This is a genomic window from Candidatus Chazhemtobacterium aquaticus (genome assembly GCF_009936135.1).
GTDB classification, from domain to species: Bacteria; Patescibacteriota; Microgenomatia; order UBA1400; family Chazhemtobacteraceae; genus Chazhemtobacterium; species Chazhemtobacterium aquaticus.
The window spans coordinates 17,767-38,699 of record NZ_CP047901.1 but is presented as its reverse complement, the minus strand read 5'-3'; the positions used below and the strand labels follow the sequence as shown (position 1 = coordinate 38,699).

Here is a 20,933-nt window from a genome sequence, read left to right as displayed (position 1 = left end):
GGTTACTTCATGCCGCGTAATTTTGAGTGGAGGGGGTAGATAAGAGAGCTGGGGAGGAGAGTAATAGCGATTAATTGGGCGAGAAAAACGGTCAAGGAGCGGAAACTGGGGATATAGCGATGGTGAAGGACGGCGTTTATTTTAGCTCTAGTAATCTTCCAGAAAGTGAATTTGGGTTTAACTAAGGAGATATTGGTGTCGTGTTCGCGATAGAAGTGAAGTAGTTGGGGCAGATTGGCGAGCTTGCCGTAAGGAAGAAGGCGGAAAAAGAGGTCGTAGTCTTCGGCAGGGGAGAAACGACTGTCACCAAAGACAAAATCTTTGGGAAGAAGTGAGCGGTTGATCATGATGGAAGGTTGTTGCATGGGAACGGTACGAAATAACATGTCCTTGATCTGCTGGTGAGAAGTGGGAAAGAGTTTTTGGCCGGTAGGATGCCCGTGTTTGTCGATGAGCTGGCATTGGGTACCGACAGCAACTACGTCAGGATGGGTGAGGAGAAAGTCTAGTTGTTTTTTAATCCGATCTTTGTGCATGAGATCGTCTGCATCCATGCGGGCTATGTAGATGGATTTGGCTTTGGCCACACCTTTGTTAAAGGTGGGTGAGACGCCAAGGTTTTTTGGGTTGGTTAGGATTTTGGCCCAGGACTTACCTTTGGCAAATTTTTTTAAGATATCCAGGGAGTTGTCGGTAGAGTGGTCGTTGATGGCTATAAGTTCAAGGGGGCGGTAGGATTGGCTGGCGATACTGTCAAGACAGGCTTGAAGATAGGGGGCGGCGTTGTAAACAGGGAGAACGACGCTGACTAGTGGTTTGGTCATACTTATTTGAGTATACCTAGAGGAGAGAAGTTTTGGTTAGTGGAGTAGGCGCCAGAGATGGAGTTTAATCTAATGGTGAGCAGCTCCAGAAGAGAGTTAATGGAGTCTTTAACAAGATTGACCTTGGTACCTTTTTGATCGGCCCATTTAACAGGAACCTCTTGAATAGACAGATTGAATTTGCTGCCTAAGAAGATGATTTCTGAGTCATATCCCCAGCGATTGATTTGGGAAAGGGGAAAGATTTTATCAACAGCTTCACGAGAGAAGGCTTTGAAGCCACAGGTGAAGTCGGTGACGTTAACACCGAGGATGAGCTGAGTTAGCTTGGTAAAGACTTTACCCATGTTCTCACGAATCCAAGGTTGATGAATGGTGACAGTGGAATGACCATTTTTGCGGGTACCGATGATTAGGCCAGTCTGGTTATGCATGAAGGGAAGGAGTTTTTTAAGCTCGTTTAAGGGAGTGGCAATATCGGCATCCATAAGGAGGGTGTAAGAGGAGGTGGAGGCAAGCATGCCACGACGGACTGCGTAACCTTTACCTTGGTTTTGACGGTAGGAGATGACCTTTTTGGAGAACTTTAAGGGAGTGTTTTTAAGAATTTTTAGAGAAGCGTCGGTGGAGCCGTCATTAACAAAGATGACTTGGTTGATTTTAAGATCGACAGGAACTCGCCACTGGTTAAGACTGGTGAAGGTCCGCTCCAGACGAGAGGCCTCGTTGTAGACGGGGATGACGATGGTAAGAGGTATTTTTTTAGTCATATTTTTACTAATTGTCTTTTTGATTAACTTTCCAGAACTTAAAAACAATTTAAGTGCTAAAAAGTTAAGGCCATCTTCGTCAGGGGTGCACGCGGTTGCGTGTTCTGAAAAGATGGCCTTTGTAGCCAATGTTGGTGGACATGGCTGGGAGGATAGACTAGGGCAAGTTGATGTTGACCCAGTCTCCGACCGGTTTGGGCAGGTTTTTTGCGTCGAGGACGCGCATCTGCCCGTGATGGGGTTGATCGCCGGTGTCGTTGCACCAAAAGGTGGCGGCGCCAACGCGGATGCGGCCAGGGCCACGTACTTCAAGAGTAAGCCCAGTCGCGGGGATGAAAACCTGTCCGTAGACGCCGGTGGGGACTTCGATTGCCCACAGGTTTCCAGCGGCGACCTCGGCCTCGTTCTTGTCCAGAAACATCCAGGCGTTGGGAACCGGTTGTCCGGTTTCGACCAACTGGGTCACCTGTTCTTCTGGTTCTGACGTGCAGGCGTTGAGCCAGGTCATTTGACCGCCGGTCTGTCTGGGGTTTCCGTTGCCGGGGTTGGTTGGTTCGCCGGCCAGACTGGGATTGGTGAAGTTCAGGTCCAAGCCGCCGATGATGGGGATGAGCACCAGCCAGGCGCAGGCAAATACCGCGACGACGATCAGGGTACCGATCACGATTTTCTTCATTTGGCATTTCCTCCATAGAATGTGCTATCAACAGGTTTCCCTGAAGCTACCAAGTGGTAGGAGGTTTTTACCCCTGAGAAATGTTTATGAAAACAGCTCTCAGGGAGAAAAACTTTGGGTCGCCGATGGCGGTGTGCCGATAACGGCGACCCATGGTGCGGAGACGGGGGAATGGAACTACAGGATGGCGATGAGGAGGGCCAGAATGGCGATGATGTAGCTGCCGAGGACTCCCCAGGTCAAGTTTTGATACCACTCCGGTTTTTCCAGGTATTCGTCCAGGGGGACGTTAAACAGGTTGGCCGGGAAGGGTACCTGAGGCTGGCGACGGCGTTGCTGCCGCTGACGAGCCGTGCTGGGTGTGCCGCGCACCTCATTCGACCAGTGCTCCTGCGGATCTTCGGTCTCGACGCGGCGAGGCCGGATGGGAGGTGGGGTGGGCCGGCGCGGGATGTCCACTTCAGGGACGTCGAAGAAAGCGTCGAGATCGTCCTCAGGGATGTCGTCGTGGTGGAACGGGCGATCGTCCGACGGATGCGGGTGCTGGCGACGTGCGTCAAAACCTTTGTCTTCTGACATGATCTGTCTCCTATTGAATGTACAAGCGATTCCTGGATTGCCAGGGATCGGGGGAGAGAACAAGAGTTTATTCTCTTTCCCGATCCCTAATCGGGATTAACCGATTAAGGGAACGAGTTTGTCAGCTTTTTTGGCTAACACAAAGCTAGTCAGTCCAGTGGTGTACAAGACACCGGAAAGAGCGTAAAGCAGTTCGGCTTCACCAGCGGTGTCAACGATTTCGGGAGTGGATGAACCACAAACCTGTCCACCGTAGACAATTTGGCACTCGCCGTTGTCTTCAGCTTTTGCAGGACTGATAAAAAGTGCAAGACTCAAAAAAGCAGTAGCCAAAGAAAGAGATAGTTTATTCTTTCTGGTCATATTTGCCTTTCATCGGCTAATTAATAATTGTCCTATATTATATCAGATATAGGCAAGAAAAGAGCGATTCTGCCTCAATTTTTCAAAGTTTCTTTGAAAAACTGAGGGGAATCGGCTAGGGAAAAAGGAAGGGGCGCAGTGGCTGCGGAATGCGCTGTTGCGCCCTCTGTCCTGTAATGGGTAGCCGATTTGGTTTATCGGTCAACGATCCCGAATGGGTCGTTGTTTTCTGTGGCTATCCACAGGAGGAAGGAGGTCTGGCCCTCTGGCAATTCGACGGTGACGATGTCGCCGTTAATATCGGTGGTCAGGGGATCGAAGAAGTAGCCATCTTTGTTCACGCCAGCATAGGCTTGAGCCTGGGTGACATTGTGAACTTCGATGGTTGCAGTATTGGTGGCTTCGCCGAGGCGAATCCATTCTGTGAAGTTTCTGTTGCCACACGCTTCGTTGCAGAAGTTGTAGACGCCAACAGGGAGATCTTCGACGGCATTGTGCCAGTCGAGAGAATAATCGCTGACGATGACGGTTGGTGTGGTGACTGAAGTGTCCTGATTGGTGAAGGCGACCAGGAGGCCGACAATCACCAGAACGAGGAGGGCGATAAGACCACGAACCATGGTTTTCTTCATTAGAGTGTCTCCTTATATATTTCCCTAGCCGTAAGGTACCGTGAAATGGTTGAAAGCCGGTTGGCTAGGAGAGGGTAGAAGTGATCCACCATTTCATGAGTACCTTGACGGATGTAAAAGAGCAGTGAGCAAGTAACTGGTCGAGATTACCTTTGTGACTTAAGACAGACGCTGCTTTAAGTCAGAGGGTAAATTCTTGACCAGATACTTACTGTTAAACCAACAAGGGCGTCCTTGTGAGACGCCCTTGTGTATGGTTTAACTTAAAGAAAGTTAATAATTTAAGTCTCGTATCAGTAGGGTTGCTACTGGCGTCTGTAACGAAACTTATCTGATTTTTAAAGTAGGTTATAGTATATCCTATATATTTCTATTTGTCAAGTATATAAGATGAGGCTAGGGGATGGGGTTGGTGACAAAAATGGGAGATATTTTAGGTATTTGTTAGTGGATATATCTATCCTATATTCTCGTTAGGAATAGAGTGTTGATTTGAATAGTATTAGGTATTTGAGAGTGAGATATGTACGATACTGGAGTATGGTGAGGGATAGAGCGGGAGTTACTATGTGTCTTATAATAGTATATGTTTTAGGTGGAGTGTTGAAATAATTACCGCAGATGCGGTTATCGAGGCCTATATAGTGTGAAAATAGGGTGTGAAAACTAGATTTCAGGTTTGATGAAGATGTAGAGGTGAGAATTATTTTTTGTATGCGTCTTTGCGGTGGGCGATAGCGCGAACGGAAACCTCTTTTTTGTGAGCGTCGATGACGTAGAGAATACGATAATCACCTGCTCGGAGGCGGTATTCATTGGGGTAGTTAGTCAGTTTTTTGGAGTTGTGAGGCCTGGGTTGTTTGGCTAGACTCTTGATTTTGGAAATGACGATTAGTTTGATTCTGAGTGGTAATCTCTTGAGCTCTTTTTCAGCTGATCTAGAGATGGTGACGATCATGGTTTTATGGTGTCTTTTTTAAGATATTCTTCAAGAGTGATAGTGGGTTCGTCACGTCGATTTTTGATTACTTGGTGGTCTAGATAGTCTTCGTAGGCTTCCTGCAGGGTTGTTAAATAGTCGCTGTCGACAACGGCTACTTTGGCTTTGGAGTTTTGGATAATGTGGACGTAGCCCTTTTCAAGGGCGGCTTTGATAACGGCACTGGTTTTTTGACGTAGTTCTGTTACGGAGTATGTATTCATATTTGTATATATTAATGAATACATAGATGACTGTCAATCGAGATGCTTGGCGTAGACGAAGATGCGGATGGGTGAGTTCCAGAGCTGACAAGTGTAGAGAATGAGATCGGCGTTGAAGTCGGTGATGGTTTGGGATGACTCTTTTAGATAGACTTGATAGTTGTATTGGCGTTGATTCCAGATGATGGAGATGGTGTCACCTGATTCTAACTTGGGCAAATTGTAGAAAGAGTTGAGTCTTCTGAAAGTATTGGTCCAGTCAAGATAGCCCCAGCGATGGGAAGCTAGGATGATGGGGCGGTTGCTTGATTCAGGAGTACCCCAGTCGGGGGTGCGCCAGATACCCTTTTTAAGGATCTCTTCCCAGTTGTCACCTTCATGAATCTGACCATTGACCCCGATTTTGTCGATGATGAGGGTGTTTTGCTGGGGTAGGCTTGGGTCTTTGGGAGGGAGTGAGGTGGCGTCTTGGTAGGAGAGGGGGTCATTGTTACTGGGTACAGTATTGCTAATGGTGGCGGCTAGGGTGTTGGGAGTATTGGGTGAGAGACGATAGAGTAGGTGGGGAAGAGAGGGAGCAAAAGCAGTAATAGAGGCACCTAACCAAAGGATGATGCCAAGAGTAATGAAGAAGTAACGGAGGCGTTTAGTGGTTTGGTAGTGGAAGGGGGTGAAGATGGTTTGGTACATAAATACAGTTTAGCCGAATTGGAAGGATGATGAAACTTGACACTATGGGGTGTTTTCTGGTAAAATTTGAAGCTAGTTGAGAGTTGGAAAGATGAAATGGGTTGAGGCGGGTGAGGACAGGACACTTTGCCTTATCTTCCGAGACGCGTTTCATCTTTTCAGGTTTTAATTTTTTTAAATAAGTTGACAAAAGGTGAGTGAGATTTCATAATGAGGGCATTCACGCCTGCGTGAGTAGGGTTTTCAAAAATATTAAGGATGAGTTTTTTCCGACGAAATCGATTTTTAGGTAAAGGTAATTATTAATGAAATTATTGCGTATATGAACCCAGCAAGTAAAAATAGCGAGGTTGTTGAAGGAGCTAAAGTGGAGGAGATTAAGGGTATTTTGGATATTGAAGGAGCGGATAATCATGGAGTGGTGAGGCCATTTTTTAAGCCATCTGATAGGGATGCGTATATTTCTGGTAATCAGGTTAGAACATTGGGATTGCGAGAAGGTGATGAGATTTCTGGATTGGCAAGAGAGCCTAAGAATGGAGGAGAGCGATACTGGATGTTGACTAAAATTACTGAGGTAAACGGATCCAAGAGTTTGCGTGAGCTATCAAGGCGACCCAAGTTTGATTATTTAACTCCGGTATATCCTAACGAGAAGTTGAAGTTGGAGACTGATAAGGAGCCTTTGAGTACTAGATTGATTGATCTAGTGGCACCGATTGGTAAGGGCCAGAGAGGTATGATTGTGTCCCCACCTAAGGCTGGAAAAACGACTGTGATTAAAGAGATGTCGACTGGTATTGCGCTTAACTATCCAGATGTTCACTTGATGGCGGTGTTGATCGGAGAGAGGCCTGAGGAGGTGACGGATATTAGCCGGCATATTGAGGCCGTGACTAAGAAAAGCAAGAGGTTGGGTGAGACGGCGGCAAGTAACTTTGATGAAAAACCAGAGGATCAGGTATTGGTGGCTGAGATGGCTTTGGACAGGGCTCGAAGATTGGTGGAGATGGGTGGAGATGTGGTGATTTTGCTTGATTCAGTCACGAGATTGGCTAGGGCATATAACCTGGCGATGCCGACTTCAGGACGGACGTTGTCTGGTGGTTTTGATCCAGCAGCTTTACACCCGCCAAAGAGATTCTTTGGAGCAGCCAGAAATATGGAGAAAGGTGGATCACTGACTATTATTGGTACGGCTTTGGTGGATACTGGGTCGAGAATGGATGATTTGATTTATGAGGAGTTTAAGGGAACAGGCAACATGGAGCTGGTACTGGATCGCAAGTTGGCGGAGAGGAGAATCTATCCAGCGGTTGATGTAATGGCCTCAGGAACCAGAAGAGAAGATCTGTTGTTTAACAATGGTGAGTACCAGAGCATCATTTTGATGCGACGGATGCTTGATATGCTTAATCCAGATGAAAGAGCTGAGGTAATGGTGGAGAGACTCAAGAAAACCAAGAGTAATAAGGAGTTCTTGGCATCATTGAAGGAGGGTTAGAATAGAGATGGATTGCATAGATCAGGTAAAATAGAGGGACGATGAGACCGTTTTGGGTACGTAGACAGGATAGATTGGGATGGAGGGAGAAGGAAAGAAGTTCTCAGGCAAGGGAATGGATAATTGATTTTGGAGTGTTTTTGAGGGTGTTGGGGCGGTATTGGAGGAGTCATTTTTTACACTGGTTTGGAGGATTTGAGGGGATAAAGGATGTACTGGTAGGCTTTATGTATTCGCAGAGAGGTAAGTATGCAGGAGTATTTGTACATATGGGAATGGTAGTGTTGTTGTTTGCGGCTATCACAGTAGGGCCGACTTTGTTGGCTGGAGCAGATAATCAGGAGATGGCTACTCAACGTTCGTTTGCAGCTAGAATAGGGTCGGTAGTTGAGGTAGAGACCGTGGCTGCTGAGGAAGCTGGAGGAATGGGTGGAGCGGTGCTTGGATCTTCAAGTGTGGCGATTAGCCCGGTAACGATTGAGTCAGATAAACCGAGAGCGGGTGTGATGGAATACACAGTTCAGGAGGGAGACACGTTAAGCACGATTGCAGAGAAGTTTGGAGTGAGCATGGACACGATCAGATGGGCTAATGAGGATAAGATTAGTTCGGTTAATAGTATCAAGCCGGGTCAGGTGTTAGGGATTCCACCGGTGAGTGGGATTGTTCATACGGTTAAGAGTGGAGAGACTATTTATTCGATTGCCAAGAAATATGAGGCTGATGCGCAGTCGATCGTAGATTATCCGTTTAACATATTTACTAATGATGAGACTTTTTCTTTGGCTATTGGCCAGACTGTGATTGTGCCTGATGGAGTGATGCCTAAAGCTCAGCCTTGGTCACCAAGCTCGAGTATTGCCAGAGTGTTAACGCCTGATGCTGGCGTGGTGTCGGCTACAGGAAGCTGGATCTGGCCAGCAGCAGGAAGAATCACCCAGCCATGGAGGCCTTGGCATAGGGGTTTGGATATTGCAAATAAAGGTGGTGGTCCAATTCTAGCAGCTGATTCGGGTACGGTGACAGTGGCTGGTTGGCCGGATAACTGGGGTTATGGAAACAGAGTAGTGGTGGATCATGGCAATGGTTATCAGACCCTATACGCTCATTTGAGCAAGATTAATGTGGTGGTAGGACAGACAGTGAAGAGAGGTGATACTTTAGGGATGATGGGATCAACGGGTAGGTCAACAGGAACCCATCTTCATTTTGAGCTGAGGAATGGTGGAGCAGGGCTAGACCCACTTAATTATTTGAAGTAGGAAGGATAGAAGAACTTAGGGTTTAGTTGAGGATGAGCTGGAGGTTGAGGTGTGTGGGTTACGCTGAGGGTGGACGTTTTAGGCTGAGGTAGGTGAGAAGAAGAACGATGAATGAGGCAGAGGCAGCGATGAGGGCAACTTTGAGGTTGGGGTTTGAGTCTGGAGGGGGTGATATAACGGTGGGAGTAGGAGTAGAAGTGGCGGTGGGTGAAGGAGAGAGAGTAATGGTGAACTGCTGGTCGTTGGTGTAGTTAAGGGAGAGGGTTTCGGGAGTAGTGGTGGAGGTTGGGGTACTAGTAGGTGTGATTGTGGGAGTAGCGGTTGGGGTAGCGGTGGGGGTTGGAGTTGTAGTCGGACATTGGCAGTCTGAGGCAGAGGGGCAGGCTGGTTCTCGACAGGTGTTTTGATAACAGAAGAGTCCGGCTTTACAGTCATAATGACTGTTACAGGTTTGGTTACACGAAGCGTAAGTAATTTCATCAGTGTTGTCTTGATCGTTGTCGTCGTTATCACCATTGTTACCGTCGTCGTTATCATCTTGGTCTGGATTGGTGATGGTGAGAGTAAGGTTGTCGAGACTGCCTAGAATATTTCCAGTATCACTTTGATATTCGGTCATAATGGTGTTGTTGACATCAAACTTAAGCTGAACGCTGCCGGTGGCTGTAGGGGTGAAGCTGATGGTAGCAAAAGGAACTAATTGGTTGTGGGTAGAGTAGGGGGTATTAGTGCTTTTTAGGGTGAGAATGTGGGTAATGGCGGTGATTTGATCGCTGGTTGGGCTGTTTTGTTGGACTGAAGAATGAAAGACTTCTAGTTCTGGGATATTGATGGAGGTAAGGGTGGGAGTATTGGCAAAGGATATATTTGAGTCGGGGATGATGAGGAAGTTTTTCATTTCTAGGCCAGAGATTGATTTGGTGGTGGTGTTAAGTGAAAGAGTAATGGTGACTGGTTGGTTGGCTTTAGGGGATGAAGGGGAAGTGCTAATAGTGATAATGGGCTGGTTCGTGCCCGAGGCACGTTGGCGGATGTCTTGGTTTTGGGAACTGGCGACAAGGAAGAGGATAAGGCCGATGATGACGGGAATGATGGGAAGAAGGATGAGAAAGAGGCGACGCGGGTTCATATTACTTAAAAGTATCTAACCAGCCATTGAGAAAGAGATTGTAGTCAAGAAGATTGATGGTGCCATCTTGGTTTAGATCAAAGGGGGAGTAAGTTTGGGTGGTGGTCCAGGAGTAAGAGGTGTTGTTGTTGTTTTCGTTGGTTTCCGCGATTTGGTTATCAGGGTCTATTTCAACTGTGATTTGATTTGTTCCCTCGTTGACAGTAAAGACACTACCTACAAAAGTGTCACTCCAGCCGTCGCGGTGATCCATGACGCCCTGATAGAGGATGGTGCGAGTGGTTTTGGTTTGGCCATTAATGATTTCTCTAATGGCGATATTGGGGGTGGGAGCGGTGCTGTTTTTTATAACGTTCTGGATGTGGAAGCGGACCTCAACTCCGTAGCTGTGATTAGGTTTGAGGAGGCTGGTGCTGGTGAATTGAGGCACTGGTGTGGGGCCATCCCACTCAGCGTCCCAAAAAGTGACGGTTAGCGGTTGGGTGCTGAAAAGGTCGTCTTGATTGGTAGGTGGGGTGTCTGTGCATCCAGGATATATGGGCGAACCGGCATTTTGCCAGAGCTGATATTGGTTAAGTTGTTTTTGGGAAAGAGGAACTAGCTGCATGGTGCAGGCCATGGTGCTGGGAACGCCTTGACAGCCGTTGGGCCAGCAGTAACCATCATTGCAGGAGATAACTTGATTCCAACAGAGACGGGGAAGGCAGGCGGGTGGAAGTTGACAGCCACATTGATCGATTCCTCCTGAAATGAGGGTACCATCATGACAGAAATCAGGAGAGGGGGATTGGTATTGAGGGCAGACGACGTTGTTATTGGTGTCTTGAAGACAATCGTCTTGGCGGATGTCCTTGCTGGGAGGATTTGATTGAGAGGCTTTGGAGCGGGTGTCTTGTGATTGTTGGGTAAGTTGAAGAGTGAGGGTGGTAAAAGCGATGGTGATGGCTATAAGGAGGGAGAGAGTGGCAATTTTTTTGAGATTCGAGAGGCTGGACATGTTAGTTTAACTATGAACTATTTACTTACAAGCGTCAATTTGGGTTTCGAGGTAAAATAGGGGGATGATTGATTATGCGAAGGTGACAATTAAGGCAGGGGATGGTGGTGATGGGTCGGTGCATTTCTTGCGAGAGAAGTTTCGACCTAAGGGGGGTCCTGATGGTGGTGATGGAGGTGATGGAGGGTCTGTGTATGTTGAGGTAGATGCAAATTTGAATACTTTGGCTGAGTTTAGATACAAAAAAAAGTTTGAGGCTGATAATGGAGGAAGAGGAATGGGGAAGAAACAGTCGGGTAAGAAGGGTGAGGATTTAGTGATTCGAGTGCCAGTGGGAACAGTAGTATCAGGTGAGATTAAAAGAGAGGTGGAGGAAGATGGTAAGAGGGTGGTGAAGGTTGAGAAGAAAAAGTGGGATTTGAGCGAGGTGGGAGAGAGGGTATTGCTGGTTAAGGGCGGAAAAGGGGGGAGAGGTAACTGGCACTTTCGGTCAGCAACTAACCAGACTCCTTATGAGAGTGAGAAAGGAACAAAGGGTGAGACGCTTGAGGCTCAGTTTGAGTTAAAATTACTGGCTCAAGTAGGGTTGGTGGGGTTACCTAATGTAGGTAAGAGCACCTTACTGTCGGTTTTGACCAAAGCAAGGCCTAAGATAGCTGATTATCCTTTTACGACGTTAGAACCTAATCTAGGAGTAATGGAGGTGGGTAAGAGCAAGAGAAGAGAGACGGTGGTGATTGCGGATATTCCTGGTTTGATTGAGGGAGCTAGTAAAGGTAAGGGGTTGGGCCATATGTTTTTAAGGCATGTTGAGAGAACAAAAGTGTTGGTTCATGTATTGAGTGGAGAGTCTAAAGGGGAGAGAGTTTTTGCAGAGGTGTGGAAGAACTACGAGACAGTAAGAAAAGAGATGGGGGAGCATGTTAAGGAGTTACTAGAAAAACAGGAGTTGGTGGTGCTTAACAAGACGGATTTGATGAATGAGAAAGAGGTTGAGGAGGTTGTGGCTGGTTTTGAGAAAAAAGGAGTAAGAGTGTGGCCAGTATCGGCGGGTAACCTTGAAGGAGTAGAGGAGTTGAAGAAAAAATTGCTTGAGATGGTTTAGGACTTAGGTTTAGGGGGGTGTTTTTGCTCTGATTGCTTAATACTTCTGCAGATGGGGCAGAGTTTGGGAGGGGTTAAGCCTTTTTGGGCATAGAACTGCTGCTCACCTTCGGAAAATACGAAAATGTTGGAACAGTTTTGGCAAGTAAGGTTAAGATCTGGCATTTTTTGGAAAATATAATTGATGATGGGTGGACCTGGGCGGAGTCGAACCGCCGGCCTCTGCAATGCGAATGCAGCGCTCTAGCCAACTGAGCTACAGGCCCAAAATTAACTTGAGCACATTTTATCAGGTTTGATGGGTGGGGATATGTAAAAAAGGACCATCTCCCTTGTTGGAGAAGGAAGATGGCTTGTTGCGGTGTGTGATTTCTAGAGCAGCTCGCCGTTGAGAGCTACCTGGACTTCTGCGCCGACGAGCAGGGAGATGATGGTGTGGCGAGAGGTGTTGGAGAGGTCTTCGAGAATCTCTCGCCAGTTGGCGATGATCTGTCGCATCGGCGGCAGATCGATGGTGCGGGTAGCGCCGGAGGTGTCTTGGCCGGTGTGAGGATCAACGGGAATGACCTTGCGCGGGTCGTGCTCAAAGGTCAGGATGGGGTAGTCAACTCCGTTGCGCCTTAGCACGGCGCAGACCTGGTCAATGACAACGTCTAGTTCGTCATTGGGTATACCGGTTAAAACGATGCGGTTCATGAAAAACCTCCTGAAATTGGATATGGGGTGCGATTGATCCAGACAGAGGATCGTGGAAGAGATTTTAGCACAAGCTTTGAGATTTGGTGGTGGACCCAGTGGGGATCGAACCCACGACCTTCGCAATGCCATTGCGACGCGCTACCAACTGCGCTATGGGCCCGGAGACTTGAGGTTATTATAAACCAGATTGGCTAAAGTCTCCAACTCCAGTCTGGTTTTGGAGTTGAAATAGTCGATCCTTAAGACACCTTTGTAGTCTGGTTTTTTGGTTGGTTTACCCTTGGTTCTTGGGTCGATTAATGGTTTGTAGAATTGTTTTAGGGGAATATTGGTGATTTTATGCCAGTATTTAGTTAAGCTTTTTGTGTCTTGGTCGGCACGACATTGGACAGTGCATCTAAGTTTTCTTGAGTCAAAGTCTGGAAAAGCAATTTCAAGTAGTTTAAGAAATATGAGAATGATTTTTGGGTTGGAGTTTCCTAGATAAAAAGAGCCTCTAATTTTGGGATTGTATTTTGATGCTTCGCCTAAACAAAGCATGGAGAGAGCAATTTTGGCTGTATTGGGGTTGGTGATTTGGGTGGAGATCGGTTTATTCGTATCTGTAATTTGATTAAGTAACTCTTGTCTTTTAATTTTGTTTATCTCAACAGCAATCAAGCGACCCTTGTTTAAGTTTTTGATGTTTAGATGGGAAATTTTGGATTGATAGAAAGGGGGTAGAGGAGTATGACGACACCAGTGTGAGAGGGTGCTTTTTGGTATTCGTTTGCCTAAAATGGTTTGAATTTCTCCATATGTTTTGCCTTGTTGTCTTAATTTTTGCACTCTATTTTTTAGATCCATGTATTAATTGTACTCCAGTGTTGTAACATGTGTGTAGGTCAGTGTTCAACGTAATATTCTTGACTATAGGTCTATTTTATGGTATATTCTTTAGCATCGTACATTCGACAATGCATTCACTCTTAGGAGGTGAATTGTGGCAAATGCAAATGAAACCCTTCGGGGTTACTGGATGAAGTTTCGTAAGGCTGTGCCTGGTAAGGTGCAAATTAGCATTTTGCTGATCAGCACTGTCATCGGCATCGCGTTGTGGGCTGGCTGGGTTGACCCCGGGCTCGATCACTTCGTGATTGAGGTCTTCGTCGCTGTCGGCCTGTTTGTTTACGCGATCTTCGTCAGCCTGGAGGCTGATGACCACCATGACCGTACCGAATTGCTCGGCGTAATGTTGGCTTATGTGGGATTCAACTTCTACGTAAGCTACAACTTGACGGGTCAGAATACCGAGATCCCCGTCATTGGGGGGCAGATGGCAGGAGCCTTGCCGGACCTGGCTCAGCTTGGCCACTGGCTCGTCGTCGTCGGCGTTATCGGGTTGATTTTTAACCTGATTTGCGACCGTGACACCGCTTTGGCCAACTTGGCGTGGCACTGGAAGAATAACCCGCTGGTATGGATGCTTCGCCCGATTCCTCGCGACTTCGCTCCGATCATAGAGCGCTGGCAGAAGCGTCTTCAGGGGTTATCTCTGGAACGCCCGCAACTGCGGCGTAAACCCGATCCCGCTTCTTCTGAACACAAGCGGCCAGTCGAGCGACGCCCCGAACAGCGTGAGCGCGAAGCTTCCTCCTCCGAGTGACGTTGCGTCACGTACTACCACTCCCACTTGGGAATACCATTCCTGGGTGGGAGTTTTTTGTGTCTAAAATTTGTTTTGACGGAGGGTTACGGAGTAGGGGTGGGTTCTTGAGGTTGATCGGTTGGGTTCTCTTCCTCCGGTTGAGGTTGGGTTTCTGGCTGGGCAGGTAAGTCTATACCCGAGCCATCAGGGAGTTGGATGGGTTCAATGCTAGGAGAGGGAATGGGGGTAGGGGTGATAAGCTCTGGTTGCTGAGCAGGTTCTCCATCAACGGGAGGGAGTTGTTCACCTTCCTGGGCTGGAGGAGCGGCTGACTCAGCTAGTTTCTCAAGTTCTTTGAGCTGGTCTTGAGCGGTTTGGTAGTCGGGTGAGGTGGGCTCTAGGAGGTCGACGACAATACGCATGGCTTGAACAGCTTGGGGATATGCTTGGGCTTGGGAGTAAGCAGCGGCAAGATTGTAGTAAGCGTTGGCCCAGTCAGGTTTGGCCTCGACCGCTTGAGAGAAGAGGCGAATGGCTTCTTCGTAGTTACCAAGAGAGAAGTAGACACCACCAAGATCAAGTCTTAACTGAGGGTTGACGGGGTCTAAAGCAATGGCTTGGGTGTAGGCGGCGACAGTCCAGGACTCGGCGTTATCAGCCAGACCAATGAGTTGGCGATAGACGCTGGCTAAGTTCTGCCAGGCGATGGGGCTGTTGGGATCAAGAGCGGTAGCGTTTTTGGCTTCACGGATGGCTTGCTGGATGAGTTGGATAATGTTGTTGCGGTCTTCATCGGAAGGTTCTTCTTGACTGGCTAGAGCATTGGCTAAAGCCATGTTGGTTTGCGAGTAGGAGATTCTTAAGGTTGGGTTGTAGGGGTTTAGTTCAATGGCTCGGATTTGGAGATTGTAGGTGTCAATGCCACGGTTTTCAGCAGTGGCTTGAGCTGATTGGAAGTAGACAGTTTCGGCAGCATAGGCTTTGGCTTTAAAGTAAGCAGTGGGAAGGATGAGGGTTAAGCTTAAAGCTAGAACGATCCAAGGTAATATTTCGGTGTTTTGACGTGGTTTGGGAGCTGGATCTAGGTCTGATTTGCTTTTGACGATTTCGGCAGCGAAGAAAGAGAGATTGACGTCATTGACTGGATTGGTTGAGCTGGTTTTGAGGCCAATGGTGGTAAGAGCCAGGCTGATGAAAGTGAGAGTGATTAAGGGTAGACTGGCGGGGAAGAGGAACTGAATAGCGAGAGCTACAAGAAGAAGGAGGCGACTGGCTGAGAGGTAGGGGTGGGCTCCAGTTTGTTTGAAGGCACGGATGAGAGTGCGGATGGTGGCAAGAAGGTAAGTGGCTAGTCCAAGTAAGCCAACGGTGGTGAGAAGGTGGAAGATTTCGTTACTGCTGTTGCCAAATCTTAAGCTCCAGAAGAAGGTGTTGTTGATGAAGGCAGGTTTTAGTTGAGAGTAAACGTTAACGAATGATTCGGGACCGGTGCCGATAAGGGCAGTGCGAAGATTTTTAAAGGTGTCAACGGCAATGATCCAGCCAGCTGAGTAGGGAAGTAGGATGAGTTGGGGTTGTCCATCTTTGGGAAGAAGCAGGCTAATGGCAAGAATGGAGGCAATGGTGGTAAGGGCAGAGGCAACCAAAAGAAGAAGTTTTTTTAGAGGCTGGTCAAGTTTGAAGATGAGGTAGATACTAGCTACCAAGGTAGGAAGAGAAAGAGTTAAGAAAGGTAGTGGTCCACCAACAATATTAAATGATTTGTTTTGAAGCCAAGCGACGGAAGAGAAGATGGAGGAAAGACCTAGGAACTGGTAGATAGTGAAAAGGGAGGCTAGAGAAATGGAGGCAACTAGAGCGCCGAAAGTTAAACTGATGTTGCTGGGTAGAGCGAGAGATGAGGTGGTGGTGATGAAGATAATAGTTAGGGCAACAATGGAGTTGGTGCGTCCAAAGAGATCATTTAGGGGATTGGGATTCTGGAAGATGGAAGAGGCAAGGTAGACAAAAGAGAGGCCAAGAAGGGGAAGAAGGGCTGGGCTTAAGGTAAGGCGGAGTTGTTTTTGAGTGATGAGACGCAGACACCAAGCAAGTAAGCTGATCGAGGCAATGATGGTAAGTAGAACTTGTTTGTTGAGGGTGAAGAAGTCGCTGGTGATGGGGAGAAAGAAGAGAGGAATTAAGAAGATGGTGGTAGGAAGAACGGCTTTGAGGATTAGAGTGGCAAATTTGTTAAGATTTTGTCTCATAGAGTCATTGTAGCAGATTAATGGTAGGAGTATTTGTGGCGTATTTGATCCAGGATGTCAAGAAGTGGGAGAGGCTGGTGTTTGTTTTACGGTTATGGGTTGACGATCCAGTACTCGAAGGTGACATCTTGGTTAGCAAGATCGGTGAGAGCAATGGTGGCGACGCCATCACCTTTGGCTTGGACGAAGGGGGGCTGGGCCTTGGATGAGGGGATGAGGTAGATGTAGGATTGGGTGTTGATAGCGGGGTCGGAAATAGTAGTGGAGAGTTTGCCTGCAGGAATGGTGGCGGTTTGTTTAGTGATATTAGAGTTAGTGGAAGCAGAGGCGGTAGAGGTTTGACTTTCTTCGGGACTGGCGATAATGAGGTTACTGGCTAGAGCTGCTTGCTGAGTGGGTTCGTAGTTAATGAGATTGACTTGAGTGGGAAGAGAAACTGATTGGCCACCACTTAAGAGTTGGGCGGTTTCTAGATCTTTTTGAGCCAGTTGAGTGGCGTCGGTGCGGATGGAGGTGGAACTGGCAAGGACTCGGGCTCTGATGAGGTAACTTTCGGGAGAGTTGGGAGCGGCAATGACGGCTTGGTTGGCTAGATCAAGACTGGAGTTTAGGTGAGTGATGATGGATTGTTTGTCTTGGTCGGTTTGGGGATCCTTTTGGCTTAGAGTGATGGCTTTTTCAAGATAAGCCTGAGCAGTTAAGATTAGTTCCTCTGGTCTTTTTTCAAGGGTAGGGGTAGGAGTGATTTGAGCTAGTTCGTTTTCGGGCAGAGGATTGAGATATGTTCCGGTGGGGGTGGAGGATTGGGCTAGAGCTAGGATGGCGGGAGTGACAACCAAAACAGTGAGAGTAAGGAGAGAGGTGTAGATGAGAGGCTTGGGTATTCTAAAGGATTGCTTAGTGGGGGCAGATTCGACAATGATCATCACTATTCATTATATACACATTTAGTTAACAACGCAGCGGTATTGATTGTCGAAGGGGACGGCGACGGCAGATGGATTACCAGTGAGGTTTTGGCAGATGGAATTGGGGTTAATTTGATGTTGGTGGGTCCTTTGGCCATCGTAGTAAGAACAGTAGGGACCATTGACTGTGAGAAGTAAAGTGTATTGATTCCCGTATTGTTCGACACAGTAACTCATTAGGTCGTTTTGAGTAATGGTAAGAGTGAATTGGGGTGTGGGTGAGCCAGTAGGAGTGAAAGTCGGGGTGGGAGTTGGGGTGAAAGTTGGGGTATTAGTTGGAGGTGGAGGAGCAGTGGTGATCGAAGGTGTAAGAGTTGGTGAAGGCGTTGGAGAGGGGGTGGGGGTTGGTTTGGCTTGACCTACACTGGTGATCCAGTTCCAGATGGTAGTGGCTGCCTGAGTAACTGTGTTAACAATGGCTTGAGCAACTTGCTGGACGGCTGATACAACCGCGGGTGACGGAGTGGGAGTGGCAGTGGGTGAGGGTCCACAAACTTCAAGGCCAGAGAACTCCGTATGGTGTTCTCCCGAGCAACAAATTGTTGTGAGGTAGTAGTATTCACCGTCGGGAGTACAGTTGGGTAGAGTTGGTGATGCGCTTGGTGTGATAGTGGTTGTGGGACTGAGACTTGGAGTGGTTGTGGTGGTTACAGAGGGAGGTGGTGTTTGGACTGCAGTAGGAGCTATGGTTAGAGAAATAGTTGGGGTGAGTCCGCTGGGTGTGGGTGTTGGAGTCCAGGTGGGTGTGCTAGAGGGTCTTGGTGTTGAGGTAGGTGTTGGTGCTGGTTGGCAGCAGCGTCTAATACCAAGTGAGTCAGGAGTGCAGTCGCCAGCACATGATTGGGCGCATTTGAGTAGATCTGGATAGGCTGATCCACTTGTGCAAGTACCTATTGGACTGGGTGGAGTTGGGGTTTGAGTAGGTATCGGTGTCCATGTAGCGGTTGGTGATGGTGAGGGAGTGTTGCTTGCCGTAGGTGTTGGAGTATATGTAGGAGTACTAGTGGGGCTTGGTGAGGAGGTGGGAGGTGGAGGGCTAGTTTCGATACAGTAATACCCTGGTCCCCAGGCGGGCATTCTCATGGGTAGACCTCGACAGCAGGTTTGGGTATTTGGATCTATGGACATATTTGGTGAGACACAGGTAGGAGTAGGTTTGACACCACAGGTATTACCATTAGTAACGATTCCATCTACAGGAGTAACGCAGTTGTTGGCTTTACAGATGCAGTTGTCTACGTCTGTACAGGGGGTGGTGCAGCTGGCTAGATTTGTTTGACGACCATCAGAGGCGTTGGCTGAAACACATGACCCGTTGACACACTTGGGTTTTGTTTGATCGAGTGAAGAACAGGATATTGGATTGCTCCAGTAGCCATTAGTGCAGGTTTTGAACGAGATGGAGTTAACACACTCTTTTTGATTCCTAGAGCATTGGGTACCTGATGGAGCAGGAGTGCTGGTAGGGGTGGGGGTATTGCAACTGACGGCACAAAATCCATTTGAGCATTTGATACCGGATTTGCAGCTTTTTCCTTGGGGACAGAAGCCACCGATTTCGCACTCTGTGCATTCATCTCTGATCCATTGGTTGCAGTATTTGATGGTGCCGTCTGAATATTGGAGACAGCGATTGGCTTGGATGCAGCCAGCACAAAAATCACTATATACACAGGAAGTACCTCCACCCCCACCTCCACAACCTTCACTTTTTAGTTTAGAAGCAGATCCTCCACATCCTGCCTCATATAGCCATCTTTGTTTACCATCACACCAAGTACCGTTAAACATATTAACTGTGTTTTGATCAGCACAGTGTCCATTACAACTCCATCCACTAGCACAAGACCCTCCGCTAGTAGGTGTTGGATTTGACCCACCGGAACAGGCAGAACACTCACCTCTTTGACAAGCATAGTATCCAGCTACCCACTCATCATCAGTGGTACACACCCTTCCATCAGAACCACAGCAGTTATCAGTGGCTTGGGAACGAGTATCTTGGGATGTTTGGTTGATAATGTAGGTGATGGGGATACTGGCAGCAGCAGCAGTGATCATGAGAATGGCGCCAATGATGAGGGGAATAGGGATGATACCTAATTGATCAGAGAACTTTTTGCGAATGGATTTGGGGCTATGGTTGGGCATGTAACTATATAGTATATGTCGATAGTAACATAAGATAATATGGTGTTGTTTGGTGGAGTTTTGTGATGTTGACTTAAGATAAATTAGTCTCCGAATCTAAGAGCGCTACCTTCGTTCATGACTTTTTTGACTTGGGCTGCTGAGAGGGCGTAGTTGTAGATTCGGACGTCGTCGAGTTGGCCAGAGAAGTTGTATGAGTTTGGTGGTACAGTACTGCGTCTGCCGATGTATAGGGTGGCTAGCGATGGGACGGTGGACGTTGCTGATGTGCTGGCTTCTTGTATGAGGTTGCCATTCTTGTAGAATTTAGTATCACCGGATTTGAAAGTGATGGCGTAATGACTCCAGTTGTTGTCAGTAGTAAATGAGTATGGTCCTAGTTGTTCTGCGTTTATTCCAAGGAAAACCGAGTTGTTTGACTGTCTGATTGACCACTGGTTGCGATGTTCCCCAATTATTGCTTGTAGCCAACTTGAGTTGCTTGTTTTTGACCACCATGACCAGGTTGCTTCTGATTTTGTGGGAAGATTGTTCGGGCTTGTTTTAACTAGATAGTCATCCTCCCCGTCAAAATTAAGAGAAGCGCCAAATTTACCAGTAGAACCATTACCCCAAGCAGTACCTGATGTAGTACAGGTACCAACTGATGTTTGAGTACCTCCAGAGCCATTCCAGGTTCCATGATTACCATTATCTGATGAGTCATGAATAGTAGATCCTTGGCATTCATCCATTTTCCAGTGAGCGACTGGTTCTCCTCGATTGTAGTCATAGGCTATTTGAGCAGGAGAGCGGACGTAGTCATAGATACGCATGGTGTCGAGCATGCCGTAAAGTCTATTGCCGTTCCTACTACCAAAGAGGACTCGGCTCATGGTGGCTGATTTGGTATCAGAAAATGTTCCTCTTTGTTGACCATTAACGTAAAGAATGAAGTCGTTTCCGTTTCTAGTTATGGCTACGTGTGACCATGAGTTGTATGCTTCGGTTAGGTTGGAAGTAACGCCGTAATTGGAGTAACTGGTTCCATCACCGATGAAAATTGTGAAGCTGCCTGATCCATCCATCCAGCGTTCAACACTAAGAAATTGATAGCCGTTACCGGAGCCATTGTTGAATGAGAAGATAGTTTGACGGCTGGTGTTGTTATGGAGTTGGTACCAGGCTTCGATTGTGTATGTTGTGTCGGTGATACTATCTGAGCTTAAGTCGGCGTAGCTGTTTGATCCACCTTCAAACTTAAGACATGCTCCCTCTTTACATGAGAGAGAAGACTCCCAGGTTGCTCCGGAGAGAGTTGCTGTGTAGTTGTTACCACTAGTATCATTGGCAGTACTGCCTGTTTTTTCATCAAATTTCCATTCAGCGATAGGAGGGTTTCCTTCTCCATCATCAAAATCAGCAGCTTCGCTGGTGGTAGTACCAACAGCTAGAGTGGAACCAGCATTCATGTCTTGTTTGATTTGCCCAGAGGTAAGAGCAGAATTGTAGATTTTAAATTCGTCG

Annotated in this window: 22 protein-coding genes and 2 tRNA genes; 4 read left to right on the top strand and 20 right to left on the bottom strand. The window is 47.5% G+C overall.

The features are described from left to right. Positions 1-2: 2 nt before the first annotated feature. The 9 genes from MICH65_RS00145 to MICH65_RS00105 form a co-directional block, all read right to left on the bottom strand. Positions 3-824, bottom strand: coding sequence for a glycosyltransferase family 2 protein (locus tag MICH65_RS00145; RefSeq protein WP_161931417.1), 822 nt, complete (start codon positions 822-824; stop codon positions 3-5). 2 nt (positions 825-826) lie between these two features. Beyond that, a complete protein-coding gene (locus MICH65_RS00140; protein ID WP_161931416.1) occupies positions 827-1,594 on the bottom strand; it encodes a dolichyl-phosphate beta-glucosyltransferase in 768 nt (255 codons plus the stop codon). Between the two features lie 157 nt (positions 1,595-1,751). After that, the gene (locus MICH65_RS00135) at positions 1,752-2,270 is read right to left on the bottom strand and encodes a hypothetical protein (RefSeq protein WP_161931415.1); all 519 of its coding nucleotides are present in this window, start codon (positions 2,268-2,270) and stop codon (positions 1,752-1,754) included. Between the two features lie 177 nt (positions 2,271-2,447). After that, positions 2,448-2,849, bottom strand: a complete 402-nt coding sequence (locus MICH65_RS00130; protein WP_161931414.1) for a hypothetical protein — start codon at positions 2,847-2,849, stop codon at positions 2,448-2,450. Positions 2,850-2,945: 96 nt separating this feature from the next. Next, entirely contained in the window at positions 2,946-3,212 is a 267-nt protein-coding gene (locus MICH65_RS00125) for a hypothetical protein (protein ID WP_161931413.1), read from the bottom strand. A gap of 194 nt (positions 3,213-3,406) precedes the next feature. Then, positions 3,407-3,844 carry a hypothetical protein gene (locus MICH65_RS00120; protein WP_161931412.1) on the bottom strand — a complete coding sequence of 146 codons (438 nt, stop codon included), beginning with the start codon at positions 3,842-3,844 and terminating at the stop codon, positions 3,407-3,409. A gap of 703 nt (positions 3,845-4,547) precedes the next feature. Continuing rightward, positions 4,548-4,802 (bottom strand): type II toxin-antitoxin system RelE family toxin, encoded by a 255-nt coding sequence (locus MICH65_RS00115; RefSeq protein ID WP_161931411.1) that lies wholly within the window; start codon positions 4,800-4,802, stop codon positions 4,548-4,550. Next, positions 4,799-5,047, bottom strand: a complete 249-nt coding sequence (locus tag MICH65_RS00110; RefSeq protein WP_161931410.1) for a type II toxin-antitoxin system Phd/YefM family antitoxin — start codon at positions 5,045-5,047, stop codon at positions 4,799-4,801. The genes MICH65_RS00115 and MICH65_RS00110 overlap by 4 nt, the downstream gene beginning before the upstream one ends. A gap of 33 nt (positions 5,048-5,080) precedes the next feature. After that, entirely contained in the window at positions 5,081-5,737 is a 657-nt protein-coding gene (locus tag MICH65_RS00105; protein ID WP_161931409.1) for a sortase domain-containing protein, read from the bottom strand. 322 nt (positions 5,738-6,059) lie between these two features. On the opposite strand from MICH65_RS00105, the gene rho reads away from it, so the two are divergent. Together rho and MICH65_RS04410 are read left to right on the top strand one after the other, a co-directional pair. Beyond that, positions 6,060-7,241: a transcription termination factor Rho gene (gene rho / locus MICH65_RS00100; RefSeq protein ID WP_161931408.1), complete on the top strand. Its 1,182-nt coding sequence runs from the start codon at positions 6,060-6,062 to the stop codon at positions 7,239-7,241. Positions 7,242-7,282: 41 nt separating this feature from the next. After that, positions 7,283-8,503: a peptidoglycan DD-metalloendopeptidase family protein gene (locus MICH65_RS04410; RefSeq protein WP_161931407.1), complete on the top strand. Its 1,221-nt coding sequence runs from the start codon at positions 7,283-7,285 to the stop codon at positions 8,501-8,503. A 58-nt stretch (positions 8,504-8,561) separates the two neighbouring features. Here the strand turns inward: MICH65_RS04410 and MICH65_RS04330 are convergent, their stop codons facing one another. Both MICH65_RS04330 and MICH65_RS00085 read right to left on the bottom strand, forming a co-directional pair. Continuing rightward, a complete protein-coding gene (locus MICH65_RS04330; RefSeq protein ID WP_161931406.1) occupies positions 8,562-9,632 on the bottom strand; it encodes a hypothetical protein in 1,071 nt (356 codons plus the stop codon). A gap of 1 nt (position 9,633) precedes the next feature. Continuing rightward, complete coding sequence (locus tag MICH65_RS00085; protein WP_161931405.1) at positions 9,634-10,629, bottom strand: CARDB domain-containing protein; 996 nt, start codon at positions 10,627-10,629, stop codon at positions 9,634-9,636. A 64-nt stretch (positions 10,630-10,693) separates the two neighbouring features. Between MICH65_RS00085 and obgE the strand changes: the two genes are divergently transcribed. Next, a complete protein-coding gene (gene obgE, locus MICH65_RS00080; RefSeq protein WP_161931404.1) occupies positions 10,694-11,734 on the top strand; it encodes a GTPase ObgE in 1,041 nt (346 codons plus the stop codon). On the opposite strand, the gene MICH65_RS00075 is transcribed toward obgE, so the two are convergent. From MICH65_RS00075 to MICH65_RS00055, 5 genes are all read right to left on the bottom strand, one after another. After that, positions 11,731-11,898 carry a zinc-ribbon domain containing protein gene (locus tag MICH65_RS00075; RefSeq protein WP_161931403.1) on the bottom strand — a complete coding sequence of 56 codons (168 nt, stop codon included), beginning with the start codon at positions 11,896-11,898 and terminating at the stop codon, positions 11,731-11,733. The genes obgE and MICH65_RS00075 overlap by 4 nt on opposite strands. 27 nt (positions 11,899-11,925) lie before the next feature. Continuing rightward, positions 11,926-11,999, bottom strand: a tRNA-Ala gene (locus tag MICH65_RS00070). 106 nt (positions 12,000-12,105) lie between these two features. Continuing rightward, a complete protein-coding gene (locus MICH65_RS00065; protein WP_161931402.1) occupies positions 12,106-12,360 on the bottom strand; it encodes a hypothetical protein in 255 nt (84 codons plus the stop codon). 156 nt (positions 12,361-12,516) lie between these two features. Beyond that, a tRNA-Ala gene (locus MICH65_RS00060) sits at positions 12,517-12,592 on the bottom strand. Next, a complete protein-coding gene (locus tag MICH65_RS00055) occupies positions 12,583-13,278 on the bottom strand; it encodes a hypothetical protein (RefSeq protein WP_161931401.1) in 696 nt (231 codons plus the stop codon). Before MICH65_RS00055 ends, MICH65_RS00060 begins: the two co-directional genes overlap by 10 nt. Positions 13,279-13,414: 136 nt before the next feature. Here MICH65_RS00055 and MICH65_RS00050 point away from each other — a divergent pair, with 136 nt between their 5' ends. Beyond that, positions 13,415-14,077 carry a hypothetical protein gene (locus MICH65_RS00050; RefSeq protein WP_161931400.1) on the top strand — a complete coding sequence of 221 codons (663 nt, stop codon included), beginning with the start codon at positions 13,415-13,417 and terminating at the stop codon, positions 14,075-14,077. Between the two features lie 86 nt (positions 14,078-14,163). On the opposite strand, the gene MICH65_RS00045 is transcribed toward MICH65_RS00050, so the two are convergent. The 4 genes from MICH65_RS00045 to MICH65_RS00030 form a co-directional block, all read right to left on the bottom strand. Further along, the gene (locus MICH65_RS00045) at positions 14,164-16,308 is read right to left on the bottom strand and encodes a tetratricopeptide repeat protein (protein WP_161931399.1); all 2,145 of its coding nucleotides are present in this window, start codon (positions 16,306-16,308) and stop codon (positions 14,164-14,166) included. Positions 16,309-16,400: 92 nt separating this feature from the next. Next, entirely contained in the window at positions 16,401-17,234 is an 834-nt protein-coding gene (locus tag MICH65_RS00040) for a hypothetical protein (RefSeq protein WP_161931398.1), read from the bottom strand. A 21-nt stretch (positions 17,235-17,255) separates the two neighbouring features. Further along, on the bottom strand, positions 17,256-19,427 hold the full coding sequence (locus MICH65_RS04325; RefSeq protein WP_161931397.1) for a hypothetical protein: 2,172 nt from the start codon (positions 19,425-19,427) through the stop codon (positions 17,256-17,258). 83 nt (positions 19,428-19,510) lie between these two features. Beyond that, positions 19,511-20,878, bottom strand: a complete 1,368-nt coding sequence (locus tag MICH65_RS00030; protein ID WP_161931396.1) for a LamG domain-containing protein — start codon at positions 20,876-20,878, stop codon at positions 19,511-19,513. Positions 20,879-20,933: the final 55 nt, after the last annotated feature.